The 17,390-nt window shown below is 40.8% G+C and carries 15 protein-coding genes; 4 read left to right on the top strand and 11 right to left on the bottom strand.

Going from position 1 to position 17,390, the window contains the following annotated elements; all coding sequences use genetic code 11:
* Both ribF and murJ read right to left on the bottom strand, forming a co-directional pair.
* A complete protein-coding gene (gene ribF, locus PAND9192_RS15365) occupies positions 1 to 963 on the bottom strand; it encodes a bifunctional riboflavin kinase/FAD synthetase (protein ID WP_087854542.1) in 963 nt (320 codons plus the stop codon).
* Positions 964 to 1,148: 185 nt separating this feature from the next.
* Entirely contained in the window at positions 1,149 to 2,711 is a 1,563-nt protein-coding gene (murJ, locus tag PAND9192_RS15360; protein WP_087854488.1) for a murein biosynthesis integral membrane protein MurJ, read from the bottom strand.
* A 207-nt stretch (positions 2,712 to 2,918) separates the two neighbouring features.
* Between murJ and rpsT the strand changes: the two genes are divergently transcribed.
* Together rpsT and PAND9192_RS15350 are read left to right on the top strand one after the other, a co-directional pair.
* Positions 2,919 to 3,179, top strand: a complete 261-nt coding sequence (rpsT, locus tag PAND9192_RS15355; RefSeq protein ID WP_036796485.1) for a 30S ribosomal protein S20 — start codon at positions 2,919 to 2,921, stop codon at positions 3,177 to 3,179.
* A gap of 149 nt (positions 3,180 to 3,328) precedes the next feature.
* Positions 3,329 to 3,958, top strand: a complete 630-nt coding sequence (locus PAND9192_RS15350) for a DUF502 domain-containing protein (RefSeq protein ID WP_087854487.1) — start codon at positions 3,329 to 3,331, stop codon at positions 3,956 to 3,958.
* A gap of 65 nt (positions 3,959 to 4,023) precedes the next feature.
* Here PAND9192_RS15350 and nhaR read toward each other — a convergent pair whose 3' ends face one another.
* The 3 genes from nhaR to nhaA all read right to left on the bottom strand — a co-directional run bounded on the left by nhaR (position 4,024) and on the right by nhaA (position 6,425).
* Positions 4,024 to 4,908 (bottom strand): transcriptional activator NhaR, encoded by an 885-nt coding sequence (gene nhaR / locus PAND9192_RS15345; RefSeq protein ID WP_060997704.1) that lies wholly within the window; start codon positions 4,906 to 4,908, stop codon positions 4,024 to 4,026.
* A gap of 118 nt (positions 4,909 to 5,026) precedes the next feature.
* Positions 5,027 to 5,266 carry a hypothetical protein gene (locus PAND9192_RS15340; protein ID WP_087854486.1) on the bottom strand — a complete coding sequence of 80 codons (240 nt, stop codon included), beginning with the start codon at positions 5,264 to 5,266 and terminating at the stop codon, positions 5,027 to 5,029.
* Between the two features lies 1 nt (position 5,267).
* Entirely contained in the window at positions 5,268 to 6,425 is a 1,158-nt protein-coding gene (nhaA, locus tag PAND9192_RS15335) for a Na+/H+ antiporter NhaA (protein WP_087854485.1), read from the bottom strand.
* Positions 6,426 to 6,940: 515 nt separating this feature from the next.
* Here nhaA and PAND9192_RS15330 point away from each other — a divergent pair.
* Positions 6,941 to 8,083: a Na/Pi symporter gene (locus PAND9192_RS15330; protein WP_087854484.1), complete on the top strand. Its 1,143-nt coding sequence runs from the start codon at positions 6,941 to 6,943 to the stop codon at positions 8,081 to 8,083.
* 173 nt (positions 8,084 to 8,256) lie between these two features.
* Here the strand turns inward: PAND9192_RS15330 and PAND9192_RS15325 are convergent, their stop codons facing one another.
* From PAND9192_RS15325 to rppH, 4 genes are all read right to left on the bottom strand, one after another.
* Positions 8,257 to 9,108: a thymidylate synthase gene (locus PAND9192_RS15325; RefSeq protein ID WP_065169141.1), complete on the bottom strand. Its 852-nt coding sequence runs from the start codon at positions 9,106 to 9,108 to the stop codon at positions 8,257 to 8,259.
* Positions 9,109 to 9,208: 100 nt separating this feature from the next.
* Positions 9,209 to 10,012 (bottom strand): sulfite exporter TauE/SafE family protein, encoded by an 804-nt coding sequence (locus PAND9192_RS15320; protein ID WP_060997645.1) that lies wholly within the window; start codon positions 10,010 to 10,012, stop codon positions 9,209 to 9,211.
* Positions 10,013 to 10,048: 36 nt separating this feature from the next.
* Positions 10,049 to 12,307, bottom strand: coding sequence for a phosphoenolpyruvate--protein phosphotransferase (ptsP, locus tag PAND9192_RS15315; protein WP_087854483.1), 2,259 nt, complete (start codon positions 12,305 to 12,307; stop codon positions 10,049 to 10,051).
* Between the two features lie 45 nt (positions 12,308 to 12,352).
* Positions 12,353 to 12,877, bottom strand: a complete 525-nt coding sequence (rppH, locus tag PAND9192_RS15310) for an RNA pyrophosphohydrolase (protein WP_060997643.1) — start codon at positions 12,875 to 12,877, stop codon at positions 12,353 to 12,355.
* Between the two features lie 744 nt (positions 12,878 to 13,621).
* Here rppH and mutH point away from each other — a divergent pair.
* Positions 13,622 to 14,287: a DNA mismatch repair endonuclease MutH gene (gene mutH / locus PAND9192_RS15305; RefSeq protein WP_087854482.1), complete on the top strand. Its 666-nt coding sequence runs from the start codon at positions 13,622 to 13,624 to the stop codon at positions 14,285 to 14,287.
* Positions 14,288 to 14,293: 6 nt separating this feature from the next.
* Here mutH and PAND9192_RS15300 read toward each other — a convergent pair whose 3' ends face one another.
* The gene (locus PAND9192_RS15300; protein ID WP_200817830.1) at positions 14,294 to 15,637 is read right to left on the bottom strand and encodes a sigma-54-dependent transcriptional regulator; all 1,344 of its coding nucleotides are present in this window, start codon (positions 15,635 to 15,637) and stop codon (positions 14,294 to 14,296) included.
* Positions 15,638 to 15,872: 235 nt separating this feature from the next.
* Positions 15,873 to 17,381, bottom strand: a complete 1,509-nt coding sequence (gene lysS / locus PAND9192_RS15295) for a lysine--tRNA ligase (protein ID WP_060997641.1) — start codon at positions 17,379 to 17,381, stop codon at positions 15,873 to 15,875.
* Positions 17,382 to 17,390: the final 9 nt, after the last annotated feature.

Genomic DNA, 17,390 nt, shown 5'->3' with positions numbered 1-17,390 from the left:
CTAGATTCCGTTACTTGGGCGAAATTGGACATTATTACGCTCAGACAGCCACACCCGTGCTGCTTGAGCATCTCGTTCGATTTGTAGTTTCAGCGCATCGAATGATTCAAATTTTTGTTCGTCACGCAATTTATGGCGTAACACGACTTCAAGCTGGCGACCATAAAGATCCGCTTGATAGTCAAATAGGTGAACTTCCAGTTGTTGTCGTACACCTTGTACCGTTGGTCGGTGGCCAACATTAGCTACACCTGCAATAGGTGCGGCGGTAATACCCAGCACTTCAACCGCGTAAACCCCTGCAACAGGTGCTACACGGCGTTTTAGTGGAATATTCGCTGTTGGAAAGCCGATAGTACGGCCTAATTTTCTTCCGTGTGAGACACGACCACGAATACTGTATGGTCGACCAAGCATTTGTTCTACTTGTTCTAATTCATTATTCGCTAACGCATGACGAATTGCAGTACTGCTTACTCGCTGCTGTGAAACACAAAAACTTGCAGTACTAATTACTTCAAATCCGTATTTCTTACCAGCTGCCACCAGCATTGCAAAATCACCACGTCGTTCTTGACCAAAACGAAAGTCATCACCAATAACCAGAAATTTAACACCCAATTGCTTTACCAACAAGCATTCGACGAAATATTCAGCAGTCATGGCAGCAAAATGATGATTAAAATTAACACACAATAATCGATCAATACCGACTTTTTTCAATTCTACATATTTCTCGCGAAAACGGGTTAACCTTGCTGGCGCTTTATCACCAGCAAAAAGTTCTTGTGGTTGTGGCTCAAACGTCATCACCGTTGCGGCAAGTCCCATTGAATGTGCTTTCGCAACTACCTGTTTAAGCAAGGTTTGATGACCAAGATGGACGCCATCAAAATTACCGATCGTCAACACACAACCATGATGGTATGGCTGAATATTGGGTATACCTCGAATCAATTCCATAGGTGATTTAACTATGTCAGTACTCATAAGGCTATTCGTTCATCCTACAATCAGGTTACTTGTTTATATGATGACCAATAACAGCCAAAAATTTAATAACTGCGGAAAGTCATCTACCACCATTACTGTTGAAAAAAGCTTTCTCGCGTAAAGCTGGTGAATTATATACTACTCAGCGGTTTCAATCAGCTCTCCGCACGCAGATGACGCGGACGAACACCTAAAATAATCGCACATAGTAGATAAAGACCACTGCCACCAAAGATCAAACCAAACAGCCACATCATTCGTTCTAGTAAATGGAAAGCTAACCATTGCTCAGTGGTTGGACTAAACCAGAGTAATCCAGTCACCATCACCACACCAGCAATCGCTAATCGCAGTACAAACAGTAATGTCTGACGGCTAACGCGGTAAATATTTCCCTTGTGTAAGCCTCGATATAGCAACCCAGCATTTAGCAAAGCTGATAACACACTCGCAATCGATAAACCAACGTAACCATAAAATGGGGCAAAAACACCGTTAAATACCATGTTACTAACCATGGCAATAATACCAATTTTTACTGGTGTTTTAGTGTCTTGGCGAGCGTAATAACCAGGCGCAAAGACTTTAATCAACATGTAATTAAGCAAACCTGCTGATACTACCCATAGCGACATTGCGGTTTGATTAACGTCATACAGATCAAACTCACCCCGCATGAACATCACCATTAACATCGGTTTGGCTAAGGTGATCATCCCCAGCATTGCAGGAATACCTAAGATCAACACCATTCGCACCCCCCAATCCATGGTATGTGAAAACTGCTCAGGGGATTTATCAACATGCTTACGTGATAGTGCCGGTAAAATTACCGTCGCAATTGCGATACCAAATAGGCCTAACGGGAATTCTAATAAGCGATCAGAATAATATAACCAACTGATTGATCCCGTCATCAGAAAACTCGCAATCAAAGTATCAAGCAATAAATTGATTTGAGTGACTGATACGCCAAACAGAGCGGGAAGCATTAGTTTACGTATTTTAGTCACGCCAGGGTCATTCCAGCCCCATTGTGGCCGTACTAAATAGCCCTCACGATACAAAAACGGTAATTGAAAACCAAATTGAACTAAACCACCGATGAAAACACCTATCGCTAAACCAATTTCAGGTTTGGCTAGATGGGGAGCAACAAACACCGCACAACTAATAATCGCAATATTAAGAAATACTGGCGTAAACGATGAAATCGCAAATTTACCTAGAGTGTTTAAAATTGCGCCAGATAGCGCCACGAAGGTAACAAACCACAAATAGGGAAAAGTAATTTTCAGTAATAAACTAGCCAGCTCAAATTTTTCAGCACCAGGCGCAGTACCGTGAACCCAATCCCAGAACCAACCGAAACCAAATAATGCCGTTACTACTCCCGACCCTAATACGCCGACTAAAGTCACGATGGTAACAATACCGCCTAAGGTACCTGCAGCACGAGCAATCAATAATCGAGTCTTATCTACGTCACCTGCGGCATGGTATTCCGTTAGTACGGGTACAAAAGCTTGCGAAAAAGCCCCCTCCGCAAAAAGACGACGTAAAAAGTTGGGAATTTTGTTGGCAAAGAAAAAAACATCGGCCGCAGCCCCTGCTCCCATAAGGTTAGCGACGACCACATCTCGGACTAAACCGAGCACGCGGGACACCAAAGTCATGGCGCTAACTATCATTCCAGAGCGTAAAAGACGCTTACTCACAAAAAAACCTCATAAAAGATGTTCAGAAAGGTGACTTCTGAATCGAAATACTGGTAAAATCTGTCGCCATATTAACCGTGTTAATCCGCAAGTGCCAACTAGATTGGTATGGCGGTTATTTGCACGAATCATTTGACAATGATTAAGATTAAGGGCATAGTCCTCGGCCTTAAATTGTCACCATACCAAGATTTGGGAGTTACACCCTTGGCAAATATCAAATCTGCTAAGAAACGTGCACTAACTTCAGAAAAACGTCGTCAGCATAACGCTAGCCGTCGTTCTATGATGCGCACTTTCTTCAAGAAAGTAATTATCGCTATTGAAGCTGGTAATAAAGAAGCTGCAACACAAGCTTTCGCTGAAATGCAACCTGTTATGGATCGCATGGCTACTAAAGGCCTGATTCATAAGAACAAAGCTGCACGTCACAAAGCTCGTCTAACAGCGAAAATCAAAGCTCTTTAATTTTAATTAATGAGTCTAGATTAAAAAAAACCGACCTTAGGGTCGGTTTTTTTATGTCTCTTCATTAGCCATCGGCTATAAAACTAGCACTTCAATCGTTAATATTGCTAACTTTATAGTTGAATTTATTTCACATCTTCGAGCATAAAATGAAAAAAACGCTATTACGCGGCTTGTTCAACGTTCTGCCGCTAGTATTAAGTATTTGGTTATTTTGGTCACTTTTTGAGTCATTAGATGAAGTAGGCAGTTTTTTATTTGGCCTTGTTCACATCAATGAACTCTTCAAAGGTGCTGGTTTTTTACTCATTCTAATCTTATTGTTTGTTGCTGGACTGCTTTTTTCTGTCAGCCCTATCGCATGGCTATATGATTTTATCATTCGTCAATTGATGCGATTCCCGTTTTTTAAAACGGTCTATAGCAGCATTAATGATATTGCCTCATTGATGAGCAGTGACAACAAAAATAAAAGTCAGCAAACAGTGTTAGTCCATCAGGCCAATGATACCTATGTGGTGGGCTTTATTATGGCTAATGACACCCCAGAACCGCTGACAAACGCATTACCTGAAGGTGACTGGGTTCCGGTACTCTTTCCGCTAAGTTATCAAATAGCGGGCGTTACAACGTTGGTTAAACGTCAAGATCTCACCATTGTTGACTGGTCGTTTGAAGATGCAATGCGTTATAATTTAACGGCTGGTATTTCTATTGCAGCCAAAGATAAAGAAGAAAAAGACACTAAAGACGCATTAGCAGAAAATCAGCACCAATAGGCTAGCATTAACAACAGTAATCATTAACGCCTTATCTTTGTAAGGCGTTAATTAATTATGGTTATTTAAAATAAATTACTAAAATCCGCCGCACAAATACGTTTTACTGCAGGGTGCATTATCATTCGCTCAGCAAAAATAACAAAATACTCATCACAAATATCAACCACTCGCTTCACTTCATGAACTCGACTACTGCTGGTCAACTCATCAGCATAAATCGATGGCGCGATAAACATCGACTTGTGATAACAAGAAAATGCCTTCATTAAGGCAGCATCATCAAACTCGCCCAAAATATTTGGCGTGATCCCTTGCTGATCAAACCATTGATGTAATTTTCGTCCCATTGCAGAACGTCGACTAGGTACTAATAACTTATAATCTTCTATACAAGCAGGAAAATCAGCATCAGATAAATCATCGGTGCAAAAAAAACTCATCGCTGATTCACCGAGTTTTTTACTATATAGACCTGGGTTTTGGGTCGAACTCACCGGGCAATCTGACAAAATCATGTCTAATTTATGTTGTGATAACTGCTCTAACAACATTTCATGGGTCGATTCAAAACAACTTAATTGGATCCGTTGATCGTTCGGTATACCCTCAAGCAACACTTGACTCACTAATCGTTTTGACAACGCATCAGCCACACCAACTTCAAACAATTGGTTATCACGCTGGGTATAATTAATACGATCAAGCATTTGATAACTGAGATCAAACATCTTATCAGCATATTTAAACACCAATTGGCCAAGCTCTGTTGGTTCAATATTACGCCCAACCCGCTTGGTTAACTTACCTTTTAAACGCTCTTCTAATGAACGAATTTGACCGGTAACCGTTTGTGGTGTTAAGAATAATGCATCAGCAGCTTTGGTTACTGAGCCTTGTTTGCAGACCATCCAGAAATAATAAAGATGGTTATAATTTAAGTGAGACATTGCCGCTATTTTAAATAAAAAAACCCAGCGGCAAAGCTTACGCTGTGCCACTGGGCTGTTCAATGTTTGACACTATAAATTATAGTAAAATCAAACCAAGATCGTATTTGAGTCGCAATTAACGTTGTAGTCGCTCTAAATTGCGTACTCGTTCGCCACCGCGTTGCTCTAACGCCCGTTGCCGAAACGAGTTTTCACGCACAGTAGATGCTTTTACTGCGGTCGCTTTAGCATCATGGATCCCTTGTAAGTATGCTTGGCATAACTCAGAACGATCGTCATTAGTACACTGCTGATAATTAGCAGCCACACTAGGTAATGAAAATAAACACGCAATAACAACTAACAACGTTTTCATATTACACCTCTGATTTAGGTAGTGTTTTACTCAACATTATGTAACCAACAATAGCTGCAACAGTAGAACCTAGTAGGATTCCAAGTCGTGAATAAGTTGCAAAACTCTCATTCGCACCAACAAACGCCAATGATGAGATGAAAATCGACATTGTAAATCCAATACCACACAGTACTGATACTGCAAATATCTGCTTAAAGTTAATTCCATCTGGTAATTTTGCAACGCCCGTCTTAACCGCAACAAAACATGCAGTAAATATGCCGACTGGCTTACCAATAAATAAACCTGCAGCAATACCCATCGGTAACATTGCTGATAAGCTCGCCAGTGAGACACCTGTAAGTGAAATACCTGCGTTTGCAAATGCAAATAATGGCAAGATTAAGAAAGCAACATACGGGTGCAATGCATGTTCAATGGTTTTAAGTGGTGAATGAGTATCTGTGCGACCATCTTTACCTGCTAATGGCACTGCAAAACCTAATACCACACCAGCCAAGGTTGCATGGACGCCGGATTGAAGCACACTGAACCATAAAATAGCACCAACAATTAAGTATAATGGAATACTGGTGATGTTCTTTAAGTTCATCATAACCAGTGTTGCTGTCGCAATAAATGCCACCGTTAGCGCAATGGTCGATAAATCAGTGCTATAAAATAGGGCGATAATAACAATTACCCCTAAGTCATCAATAATAGCTAACGCTAATAAGAACACTTTTAAGCTCACCGGTACGCGGTTACCTAGTAATGCCATTACACCTAGTGCAAATGCAATATCGGTCGCTGCAGGAATGGCCCAGCCTTTCACTGCCATCGGATCGCTGTAATTAAATGCGGTATAAATTAGCGCTGGTGCAATCATACCGCCTACAGCGGCTATTGCCGGAAAGATTGCCTTTTCCTTAGTATTAAGCGCGCCCTCAATCAGCTCACGTTTAACTTCTAATCCAATTAAGAAAAAGAAAATCGCCATTAAACCGTCATTGATCCAATGGGCTACTGATAATCCTGCAATATAGCTATGCAAAGTGTCAGTATATATCGATGCCAATGGCGAGTTAGCAATAACCATTGCAATTAACGCAGCGATAATAAGAATAATACCGCCAGCTGATTCTAATTTAAGAAACTTACGAATAGCATCGGTCATCGACCGTCACTCCTTTAACTATATTATCCACGCGATCCAAGCTGCTCTAACTATAAGGTTAGCAACATACTTGATCTTCTCAATTAAAATTAGTGTAAACGCCATTCAGATAAACTGAAAAATCGTTTGTATAGATATTAATACTCGGAAAAACCGAACAGTTGTAGTTATAGAGCTACTATATCCGCACTGTTAATTAACGATGATTCATTATTTTTATTCTACAAATAAAATAAATAGCAAAATTTTACTTTAAATAATGTCCATATCATGATTTTTACACCTAATAATTCATTTCATTAAAAAACAATTAGAAACAATCTACTAGAGAGTATTATTGCAACATGACATTGTGAAATTTAATCGGTTGCGCTCTCACTTTACTGACAAAACGCGAACAAATATTCATTTATGACACTCAGTGTAATATTTCTGAAATATAACCAAACTACTATTCACGCAGATTTCAACAAAATGACACCTAAACGACATATTCCTGTCATGGAGAAATGATTATGACTACCCAAGCCACTACTGCTGCATCTAAGTTCAGCTCTATGCGTTGGGTCCGCTGGGCCAACCTGGCGTTCATGCTATATTTGTTACTCGTTGCTGTATCTATGGTCAGCGGCGGTTTTAAATGGTCTGTCGGCGAGCAAGCAAAAACATTATTTGAATTTGCCTCTCACCCAGTCGCAGGCTTAATGATTGGTCTAATTGCAACTGCACTTATTCAATCATCAAGTACTGTAACCTCTATTATCGTTGGTCTTGTGGCAGGTGGTTTACCGGTCGAAACCGCTATTCCAATGGTTATGGGTGCTAATATCGGTACCACATTAACCAATACATTAGTTAGTTTAGGTCACGCACGTTGTAAAGAAGAATTCCGTCGCGCATTTGCAAGTGCGACTGTACATGATTTCTTTAACTTATTAGCTGTTGCCATTTTCCTTCCTTTGGAAATGATGTTTGGTATTCTTGATAAGTTATCAGGTTGGTTAGTATCACCATTCTTAAAAGCGGGTGATATGAGCATGGACGGCATGGATTTCATGAAGCCGTTAACTCAACCTGCAGTAGATTTAGTTAAAGGCCCACTAGAAGCCTTTGGTCACAACGGTGGTTTTGGTCTAATCATTCTAGGTATTACACTGATTTTCGTTTCGATTACGCTAATGGGTCGCTTAATGCGAGGCTTAATGGTGGGTCGTGCTCGCGATATTCTTAAGAGCGCAATCGGTCGTGGTCCATTACATGGTATTGCTTCAGGCACAGCGGTAACCGTGCTGGTACAATCATCATCAACCACAACAAGTTTGATGGTACCACTAGTAGGTACAGGTGTATTAACAGTACGTGAAGTATACCCATTTACGCTAGGCGCAAACATCGGTACCTGTATCACAGCCCTACTAGCAGCGACAGCAGTATCAGGTGAACACGCAGTATTTGCACTACAGATTGCACTGGTACACTTATGCTTTAACGTACTAGCAACAGTATTAATTTTCGGTGTGCCGTTCTTACGTGAAATTCCGCTTAAGTGTGCTTTCTTCCTTAGCGACTTAGCAACGAAGAACAAAGCCGCTGTTGCGGGTTACCTTGGCCTAGTGTTCATTGCTATCCCTGGTTCAATCCTAGCGTTTACGGCTTAATCGTTACGCTAAGTTAAATAAAAGTACTGTTAAATAAAAAGCCCCGCACAAGCAATTGTGCGGGGCTTTTTGTCATTCTAATATTTGACACTGATACCGATTCCAATAACTATCTAATCTAATTAATGGAATGCATATTACGTCAATTAAACTACATTATTTTAAATCTAAAACTATACCGAGAATGGGTATTGAATTGGCGCATGGTGTTGGTAACCCACCACCTCAAAATCATCTAACGTTACCCAAGTTTCTAAATCTTCTAGTGAGGTAATTTTAGGGTTGATAATCAATTGTGGCGATGCAAATGGAGTACGGGTTAATTGCTCATCACGCATTAATGGTAATTGATCTTCATAAATATGGGCATTAATAATTTTATGATAAGCCTGACCCGGTTTATGACCGGTAATTTGCGCCATTAACGCCAATAATGTAAACACTTGAACTTGGTTGAAGTTAAGCCCTAACGGTACATCACAAGAACGCTGAGCACTAGTCAAATACAAGGTATCGCCCAATAATGAAAAAGTGTGGGTATGCATACATGGGCGTAAACAGCCCATATCAAACTCACCAGGGTTATAAAACGTTAATATTTCGCCACGATCATCAATCCCTTTGGTTAAGTCATCAACAATCTTCTTTAATTGATCGATAACCGTACCATCCGCCTTTTGCCAGCGACGACCTTGAACACCATAAACGCGCCCCATATCATCCTCACCTTTACGGTACGGATTATCGAGCCATGCTTGGTTATCATTGGCATTAGCATTCCATGTATTACAACCAATAGCACGAAATTGGGCAGCATTATCATAGCCACGTAAATAACCTAATAACTCCGCAATTGCCGCTTTCCAAAAGCTTTTACGAGTAGTAATCAATGGAAATTGATTATTAGCAACATCATAGGTTAAATCAGCATTGATCACCGTTAGACAACGTTTCCCTGTACGCTCATTCTCAATCCATACACCATCATCAACAATTCGCTGACATAACGCTAAGTACTGTTTCATTGTCCTACCCGTTAAATTAATGACGCCCAGCAAAAGCTAGGCGTCTAAAGTCGTTACTTTTAATTCTATCAGAAGATAGCAAACTTAAAGCTAGCCAATATCAACTCATGAACATTTTAATACTGATAATAAGCAGCAGTACTGCAAACATTTTTTTAAGGGTTGCCGTTGGCAATCGCGTAACAAGCGCAGCGCCATAACGAGTAGTAATCATTGACGTTGCAGCAATACCAATTAGAGCGGGTAAATAGACATACCCAAGGCTATATGCCGGTAAATCAGCACTGCCAACGCCAGCAAAAATAAAACCAATCATGCCAGAGACCGCAATAAGAAAACCAACTAATGAGGCCGAACCAATAGCACGGCGCATTTCAATCCCAAAATAGCTCAGATATGGCACCGTTAATGAGCCGCCACCAATGCCGGCTAAACTTGATAATAAGCCGATAACACAACCACCAGCAGCCGATGCCAGTGCACTTGGTAATGGTCGAGCATGAGTGACACGTAATGATAACAGCATTTGCAAAGCAAGCAGCAGCACAATCACAGCAAACACTTTAGGTAAATATTGTGCAGGCACTAATTCTGCTACCACGCTGCCGCCTAATCCGCCAATAATAATCCCCGGAGCAAGCACTTTAACCACTGAGAAATCAACATTTCCCAATCTAAAATGATTGCGTGCAGAAGCCATTGAAGTCATTACAATACTGGCTAACGATGTCGCTAATGCAATGTGCATTAACATCGCAGGTTCAATGCCAGCTTGTGGCAACAACCATACTAATGCAGGCACCACCAATAAACCGCCACCTATTCCCAATAATCCTGCTAATAACCCTACTACTGCACCTAAAATTAAGCACATAGAGAAAAGCCATATTACGCTTTCATGCATAATAACTACCCATAACCTTAACCGAAGAGGTCGCCATTATTTATTACCAGCTCGAATAAATCCACCTAACTGATGCTGTTCAATAAATACTGTCGTTAATTGGCGCACATCATCAGCAATATCAACCTGCAGTGCCTGAGTCGCCAACGCAGTCATATCGGTACTATTGATATGGCGTAAAATATATTTAATTTTGGCAACATTACGGGCATTCATGCTCAACGAGCGATAGCCCATGCCAACCAGCAGTAATGCACCAACAGGATCGCCTGCTAATTCACCACAAACACACACGGGTAATTGATATTTTTCAGCACTATCAACGATATGCTTTAGCGCATGTAAAACAGCTGGATGCAGCGCATCATAAACACTCGCTACTCGTGCATTATTACGATCAACCGCCAATAAATATTGGGTTAAATCATTACTACCAACAGAGAGAAAATCAACTCGGCCAACCAACGCATGGAGTTGATATAACATTGACGGCACTTCAATCATGATGCCTATTCGTGGCTTATGCAGTTGTTGCCCTGCAGCTAATGCTGTTTGAGCAACATCTGCATACGCCCGTTCAATAATCGCTTTAGCATCATCAAGTTCATTAATACTTGAAATCATCGGCAGTAAAATATCCATATTGTTCAAACCAATGCTCGCACGTAGCATAGCTCGTACTTGGATCATGAATATTTCAGGATGATCGAGCGTAAATCGAATTCCACGCCAGCCTAGAAAAGGGTTATCTTCTTCAATTGGTAAATAAGGTAGCGGTTTATCTCCGCCAATATCAAGCGTACGCATCACAACCGGCTGATGTGGGTAAGTGTGCAAAATAGTTCGGTATTGATTAATTTGTTCTTCTTCAGAGGGGAAACTACGTTGCAGTAAAAACGGTACTTCAGTGCGGTAAAGTCCAACGCCATCAATACCTTTATTGATAGCAAGGTGTGAGTCAGCACTTAAGCCAGCATTAATGTGGACCATGATCCGTTGCTGATCTTTGGTCACAGCCAGTTGTTGTTGGTCACCTTCAACGATTTTTTCAAGTTCATCATCTTCACGCAATAAGCGTCGATATTCAGCCAGCACATGTCGATTTGGATTAACTAAAAAATCACCGCGATAACCATCAACCACCACCACATTGTTATGCACAGTATGTGGCGTAAAATCGACCCCCATAATGGCAGGAATGCCTAGTGCACGAGATAAAATAGCCGCATGTGAGTTAGCGGCACCGTCTTGAGCAACCACAGCAGCCAGTTTACCCGCAGGCACTGTTGCTAACATTGCAGCGGTTAATTCTCGCGTCAGCAGTACAATCGGCTCATCCCACTGCTGCTCATTAGGCTCGTCATCACATAAAAAATACAATAATCGCTGCCCTAATTCACGAATATCACGCGCTCGCTCTTTAAGGTATTGATCTTTCATATTAGAAAAACGGTTAGAATACGCTTCAACCACTTGTCGCACTGCCCATTCCGCTTGATCACCACCATCTATACGAGTTTTAAGATCTTGGCGTAGCAATGGATCATTGAGTAAGTGACTAAAGAGATCAAAAATAGCGAGGGTTTCTTTTTGCAAGTCACTATCAAACCGCTTTCGTAAACGGCGAAATTCTTTTGCTGCCGCATCAATCGCAATCGTTAATCGATCTTGTTCAGCATCAATATTTAAACATGACGCTGGTGCAACATGTTCTAATAATGGCTGAGTATCATCCCACCACGCTTTTGCCACCGCAACGCCACTGGATGCCGCAGAACCGGTTAAATGAAGCCGATTACCTTGCTCAAACCACATTCCTTGTGCTTTCGCATGGGCTAAAATACCCGCAAGTTGAGCGGCAAGTGTGACTAAAAACGATTCTTCACTTTCGTTAAATTCACGCTGCTGACGTTGTTGAACCACGATAACACCAAGAACTTGGCGCTGATGTATAATAGGCGTACCAAAAAAGGATCGAAAAGATTCCTCTCCGATCCCTGATACATGTTTAAAACGAGGATGTAAACGCGCATCTGCAACATTTAACGGCTCAGCCCGTTGACCCACTAACCCGACTAACCCTTGATCAAAGCGCAAACTAATGCGTCGTCGAGATTTATTTAACCCCTGCGTTGCCATCAAGGTATAAACCTGACGCTGATGATCAGCAATGTACACCGAACAACAGTCGGTCTTCATTGCTAACGTCGTGTTTGAGACTAATTGATCCAATGCATCAATCAATGTGTGAGCGCTAACAACCTTGTCAACAATATCTCTTAGCTGTGTCAGCATAGTGAGCCTTTAAATTGTTCCCTGTGAGCCAATAACCTCTATTTGCTAATTGCGCTTACTCTTTGTGCGTTTAAATTTACGTTCTTTCCATTCTTTAAATGGCATTGCGACAGCGGCAAACTCTTTTAATGCACGACGATATACATCACGCTTAAAAGACACCACTTGTCTTACTGGGTACCAATAACTTACCCAACGCCAACCATCAAACTCTGGTGTAGCACCACGCTGCATATTAACCTTGGACTCATCGCATTCTAAACTCAGCAAAAACCACTTTTGCTTTTGACCGATACAAACAGGTTTTGAATCCCACCGCACAAGACGCTTAGGTAATTTATAACGTAACCAATGACGGCTTGACGCAATAATCCTGACATCTTTTTTGGTTAATCCTACTTCTTCATACAATTCACGATACATGGCCTGTTCAGGGGTTTCACCTTCATCAATACCACCTTGCGGAAACTGCCAAGAATGTTGTCCATATCGTCGAGCCCAAAATACCTGGCCATGGCCATTGCAGATAACGATCCCTACATTAGGGCGGTATCCATCGCCATCAATCACTGGACGACCTCAAGTATAAATATCTATTAATAGTGATTTTTTCATAGTAGACGGGATCGGTAAACAAACATTCATTAATATCGATCAGTTTTACTCAATTTAAACTACATTTGGGATAACTTTGCATAATGACCACTTTACCAACAGCTAAGTGAGACATACTCCACATTTATTCACTCTTTCTGTGGATAGATTTGTGCAGAAACCTAAAAAAAGCATATTTAAGTGATTAAAAAACATTTTATCACACTCAATAAAAAACAAATTAAAAATGAAATTACTACTTACAATCAATAATATAGGAGCAAGTTAAAATCATAATAAATAAAAATAAAGCTAACTTTCACATCGCCAAAAAACGATCGGTCAAAGATCAACCAATAATGGCGTTATCCACAAATAGTGGCTTCTAGCGGCGAGCAAGATCACATCATAACGAATATTATTCCACCACCACACTGTATAAACACTCAGTTAACCTGAAAAAAAATATTTTTCAAAAAAAAGCTGTGGATATCTTTTTATTTTGATCTTAACCCTAAATAACTACCACAAGGTAACCATTACCAGGCAAGCAACAGCCATTATTCTATTTCTGCAACTCACATGATCAATAATAATCCCTTATTCCTCATAACGATCATCGCAGATCTTCAGCTACAACAGTGACTGATATGATAGTATTATCAGCCTATACCATCTTTACTATTAGTCCTATCACGATATTTTATGAGCCAACACGCCATGCAACCCACACCAAAAACAGAAGCCGAATTACTTTATCGCGCCCACCAATTGGCTGGCATGACACTGGGTGAATTAGCGGCTCAGGCTGGAATAATTCCACCGCCAAACCTTAAGCGTGATAAAGGCTGGGTTGGGCAATTATTAGAATGGCACTTAGGAGCAACTGCAGGTAGCAAGCCTGTACCTGATTTTATTGAGCTTGGTATTGAACTAAAAACGATTCCAATCAGCTATCAAGGCAAGCCATTAGAAACCACTTTTGTCTGTGTTGCACCATTAATTGGCGTACAAGGTTTACAGTGGAAAAGTAGTCATATTAGACAAAAACTGGCACGCGTATTATGGGTTCCCGTTGAAGGAGAGCGTGATATTCCACTTGAAGATCGTCATGTTGGATCGGCACTTTTATGGAGCCCAAGTGCAGAAGAAGAACAACAATTACAGCAAGATTGGGAAGAGTTGATGGATCTGATTGTATTAGGTCAAGTAGAATCAATCACAGCTCGTCATGGTGAAGTTTTACAATTACGCCCAAAAGCTGCCAACAGTAAAGCACTAACCGAAGCCTATGGCGCTAATGGCCAACCAATTAAAACCCTACCCCGTGGCTTTTATTTAAAAAAACAATTTACTGCACAATTATTACAACGACACTTTATTTAGCCAACTTTACGCATGGCCTTGACGAAAACAACGCGGTGGCGGAATAAGCTCATGTTTATTTAACAATCGATACATCGTCGCTCTTGATACCCCCAGCTCTCGTGCTGCGGCAGAAATTTGACCTTTATTATTTTCTAATACGGTTAATAATGCATTACGTTCAGATTCTTCGCGCACTTTTTTCAAGCTTAATTTATCATCAACTAAGCGTGGTATATCTAATTGTTCTGCTTCAATACATTTATTTTCTGCGAGTAATACCGCACGCTTAATTTGGCAAATAAGCTCCTGCACATTACCTGGCCACGGATATTGCAATAGCATTGCTTGCGCTTGTTCCGATAAAGACTTAGCCACACTATTATACTGACGTGCATATTTTAATAATAAAAATTCAGCTAAAACAATAATATCATCGCCACGTTCACGCAATGTCGGCACCGTTAATGATACGACGTTTAAGCGAAAATATAATTCACGTCGTAATGTCGTTAAAGTAACTAAATAATCAAATGAATGTTTAGTAATAGAAATAACGCGAATATCAACAGTCTTCGCCTCACCCGCTTGATTGTAGTAATACCCTTCAGCCAATACTTGATATAACGCCATCTGGCAAGCATCGGTTAACGCGGTAAACTCTTCTAATACCAGTACACCATTATTTGCAGCTTCAAATACCGACTCAGTACCACTGACGGTTTCAATCCGCCAATCTGCAGTCATGGTTTCACAATTAACTCGTATTACCTGTTGTTTGGCGCGAGCAGATGCTTGAAAAATAGCGTCTGCTACTAATATTTTACCAGTACCAATTTCACCACTGATAACGACAGGCACATCACTTAATGCAATCCGCTTAACTTGATCACGTAATTTTTTCATTACCGCCGTCGAGCCCTGCAGCCCTTGTTGACCAAAATTACCTAATTGTGGCCATACTTGACGTTCCAGGTTGAGCATACCAATCTGATGACCTATGGTTTGTTGTAACCGCTCTGGAGGAATAGGAACAGAAAAATAATCAAGACAAAAATTAACAATAAATTGACCGATTGCTTCATTGTTCAATTGATCATCACGCACAATCGCAATCCAACGCACTTGTTTATTACGATTAACCATTGCTGAAAAACTATGAATACTAAAATCATCATGACTAAGATCAACCACGCCAATACAAGGGCCAATCTCTAACAATAATGTTTCTGCGGTACGCAAATCATAACAGCGGTGACATAACCAACCCGCGGCTTCCATTGCAGGTAACCAATTTTGATTACTGCCACCAAAAACAACTAAAGTATTAGAAATCACAGCTTGTGCTTTTTTTGCCATTCCAATTGTCATTTATCCCTCCTTGAATAAAGCAATTATCTTATATTTGATTTAACTACTACTTTATTAATGATATACGAACAAGTGCAACTTGTTTACTATAATATGATTAGGCCTATATAAAATCATGATGTTAGCTATATTGCGGTCCCACAAATTGCTATTTGTCACTTTTTTGACTCCTTTTAACAAAAAAAAGCCAAAAAAAAGCCACCGCACTGAGCGATGGCTTTTTATAATAATTCAATTAGTTATTTGTTTGTGGGCGCATTGCTGGGAACAAAATAACGTCACGAATAGTATGTGTGTTAGTAAATAGCATCACTAAACGGTCAATACCAATACCTTGACCCGCTGTTGGTGGTAAACCATGCTCTAGCGCAGTAATGTAGTCTGCGTCGTAGTACATTGCTTCGTCATCACCAGCATCTTTAGCGTTAACCTGTGCTTTAAAGCGTTGGTCTTGATCTTGAGCATCGTTAAGCTCAGAGAAACCATTCGCTACTTCACGACCACCGATAAAGAATTCAAAACGGTCAGTAATGAATGGATTTTCATCGTTACGACGCGCAAGTGGAGAAATATCTGCTGGATATTCAGTAATGAACGTTGGTTGCATTAGTTGAGGCTCAGCCGTTTCACCAAAGATTTCTTCAAGTAATTGACCACATGTCCAGAAGCTTTCTACATCAACATGAACAGATTTTGCGATCTTAACCATTAGCTCACGATCAGCAACGCCTTCGTAAGTTAATGCTTGGATTTCTGCGTGATCTGGGTTGTATTGCTTAATTGCATCCAACATGCTCATACGAGTATAAGGACCTGCAAATTCAACTTCGAACTCACCGTATGGCATTTTAGAAGAACCTAAAACGTCAATTGCGATGCTGCTTAGCATTTCTTCAGTGATATCCATCAGATCATTGTAATCTGCGTACGCCATGTAGAATTCCATCATAGTGAATTCTGGATTATGACGTGGAGATAGACCTTCGTTACGGAAGTTACGGTTGATTTCAAATACACGCTCAAAACCACCAACAACTAGACGCTTAAGGTAAAGCTCAGGCGCAACACGTAGGTACATGTCGATATCAAGTGCATTATGGTGAGTGATAAATGGACGTGCGGTTGCACCACCAGGGATCACGTGCATCATTGGCGTTTCAACTTCCATGAAACCTTTGGTTACCATGAAGCTACGAATGGCTGAAACAACTTTTGAACGGATCACAAATGCACGACGAGAATCATCATTCACAATCAGATCAACATAACGCTGACGGTAACGCATCTCTTGGTCAGTTAGACCATGGAATTTTTCTGGTAATGGACGTAGTGCTTTAGTTAGCAACTCGTAGTTATCCATCTCAACGTAAAGATCACCTTTACCAGATTTTTGCAGTACCCCTTTAACACCGATGATGTCACCGATATCTAGACCAGAATATTTTGCTTTTAACTCTTTCTGAACATCTTTAGATGCATAAGCCTGAATACGGCCAGACACATCCTGAATAGCTAGGAAAGGACCACGCTTAGCCATAACACGACCAGCGATTGCAAATACATGACCAGCTTGTTCAAGCTCTTCCTTGGTCATCTCACCGTATTTTGCTTGTAGATCCGCCGCTAAGCTATCACGACGGAAATCGTTTGGGTGGCCATTTGCTTTGCAGTTTTCGCGAATCATATCCAGTTTCGCGCGACGCTCTGCAATCAGTTTATTCTCATCTTGTACTTGGTCAGTCATGGGGGAACC

The organism is Photobacterium andalusiense (assembly GCF_900185625.1).
GTDB lineage: Bacteria > Pseudomonadota > Gammaproteobacteria > Enterobacterales > Vibrionaceae > Photobacterium > Photobacterium aquimaris.
The sequence above is the reverse complement of the archived record's forward strand: the minus strand, read 5'-3'. Positions and strand labels throughout refer to the sequence as shown.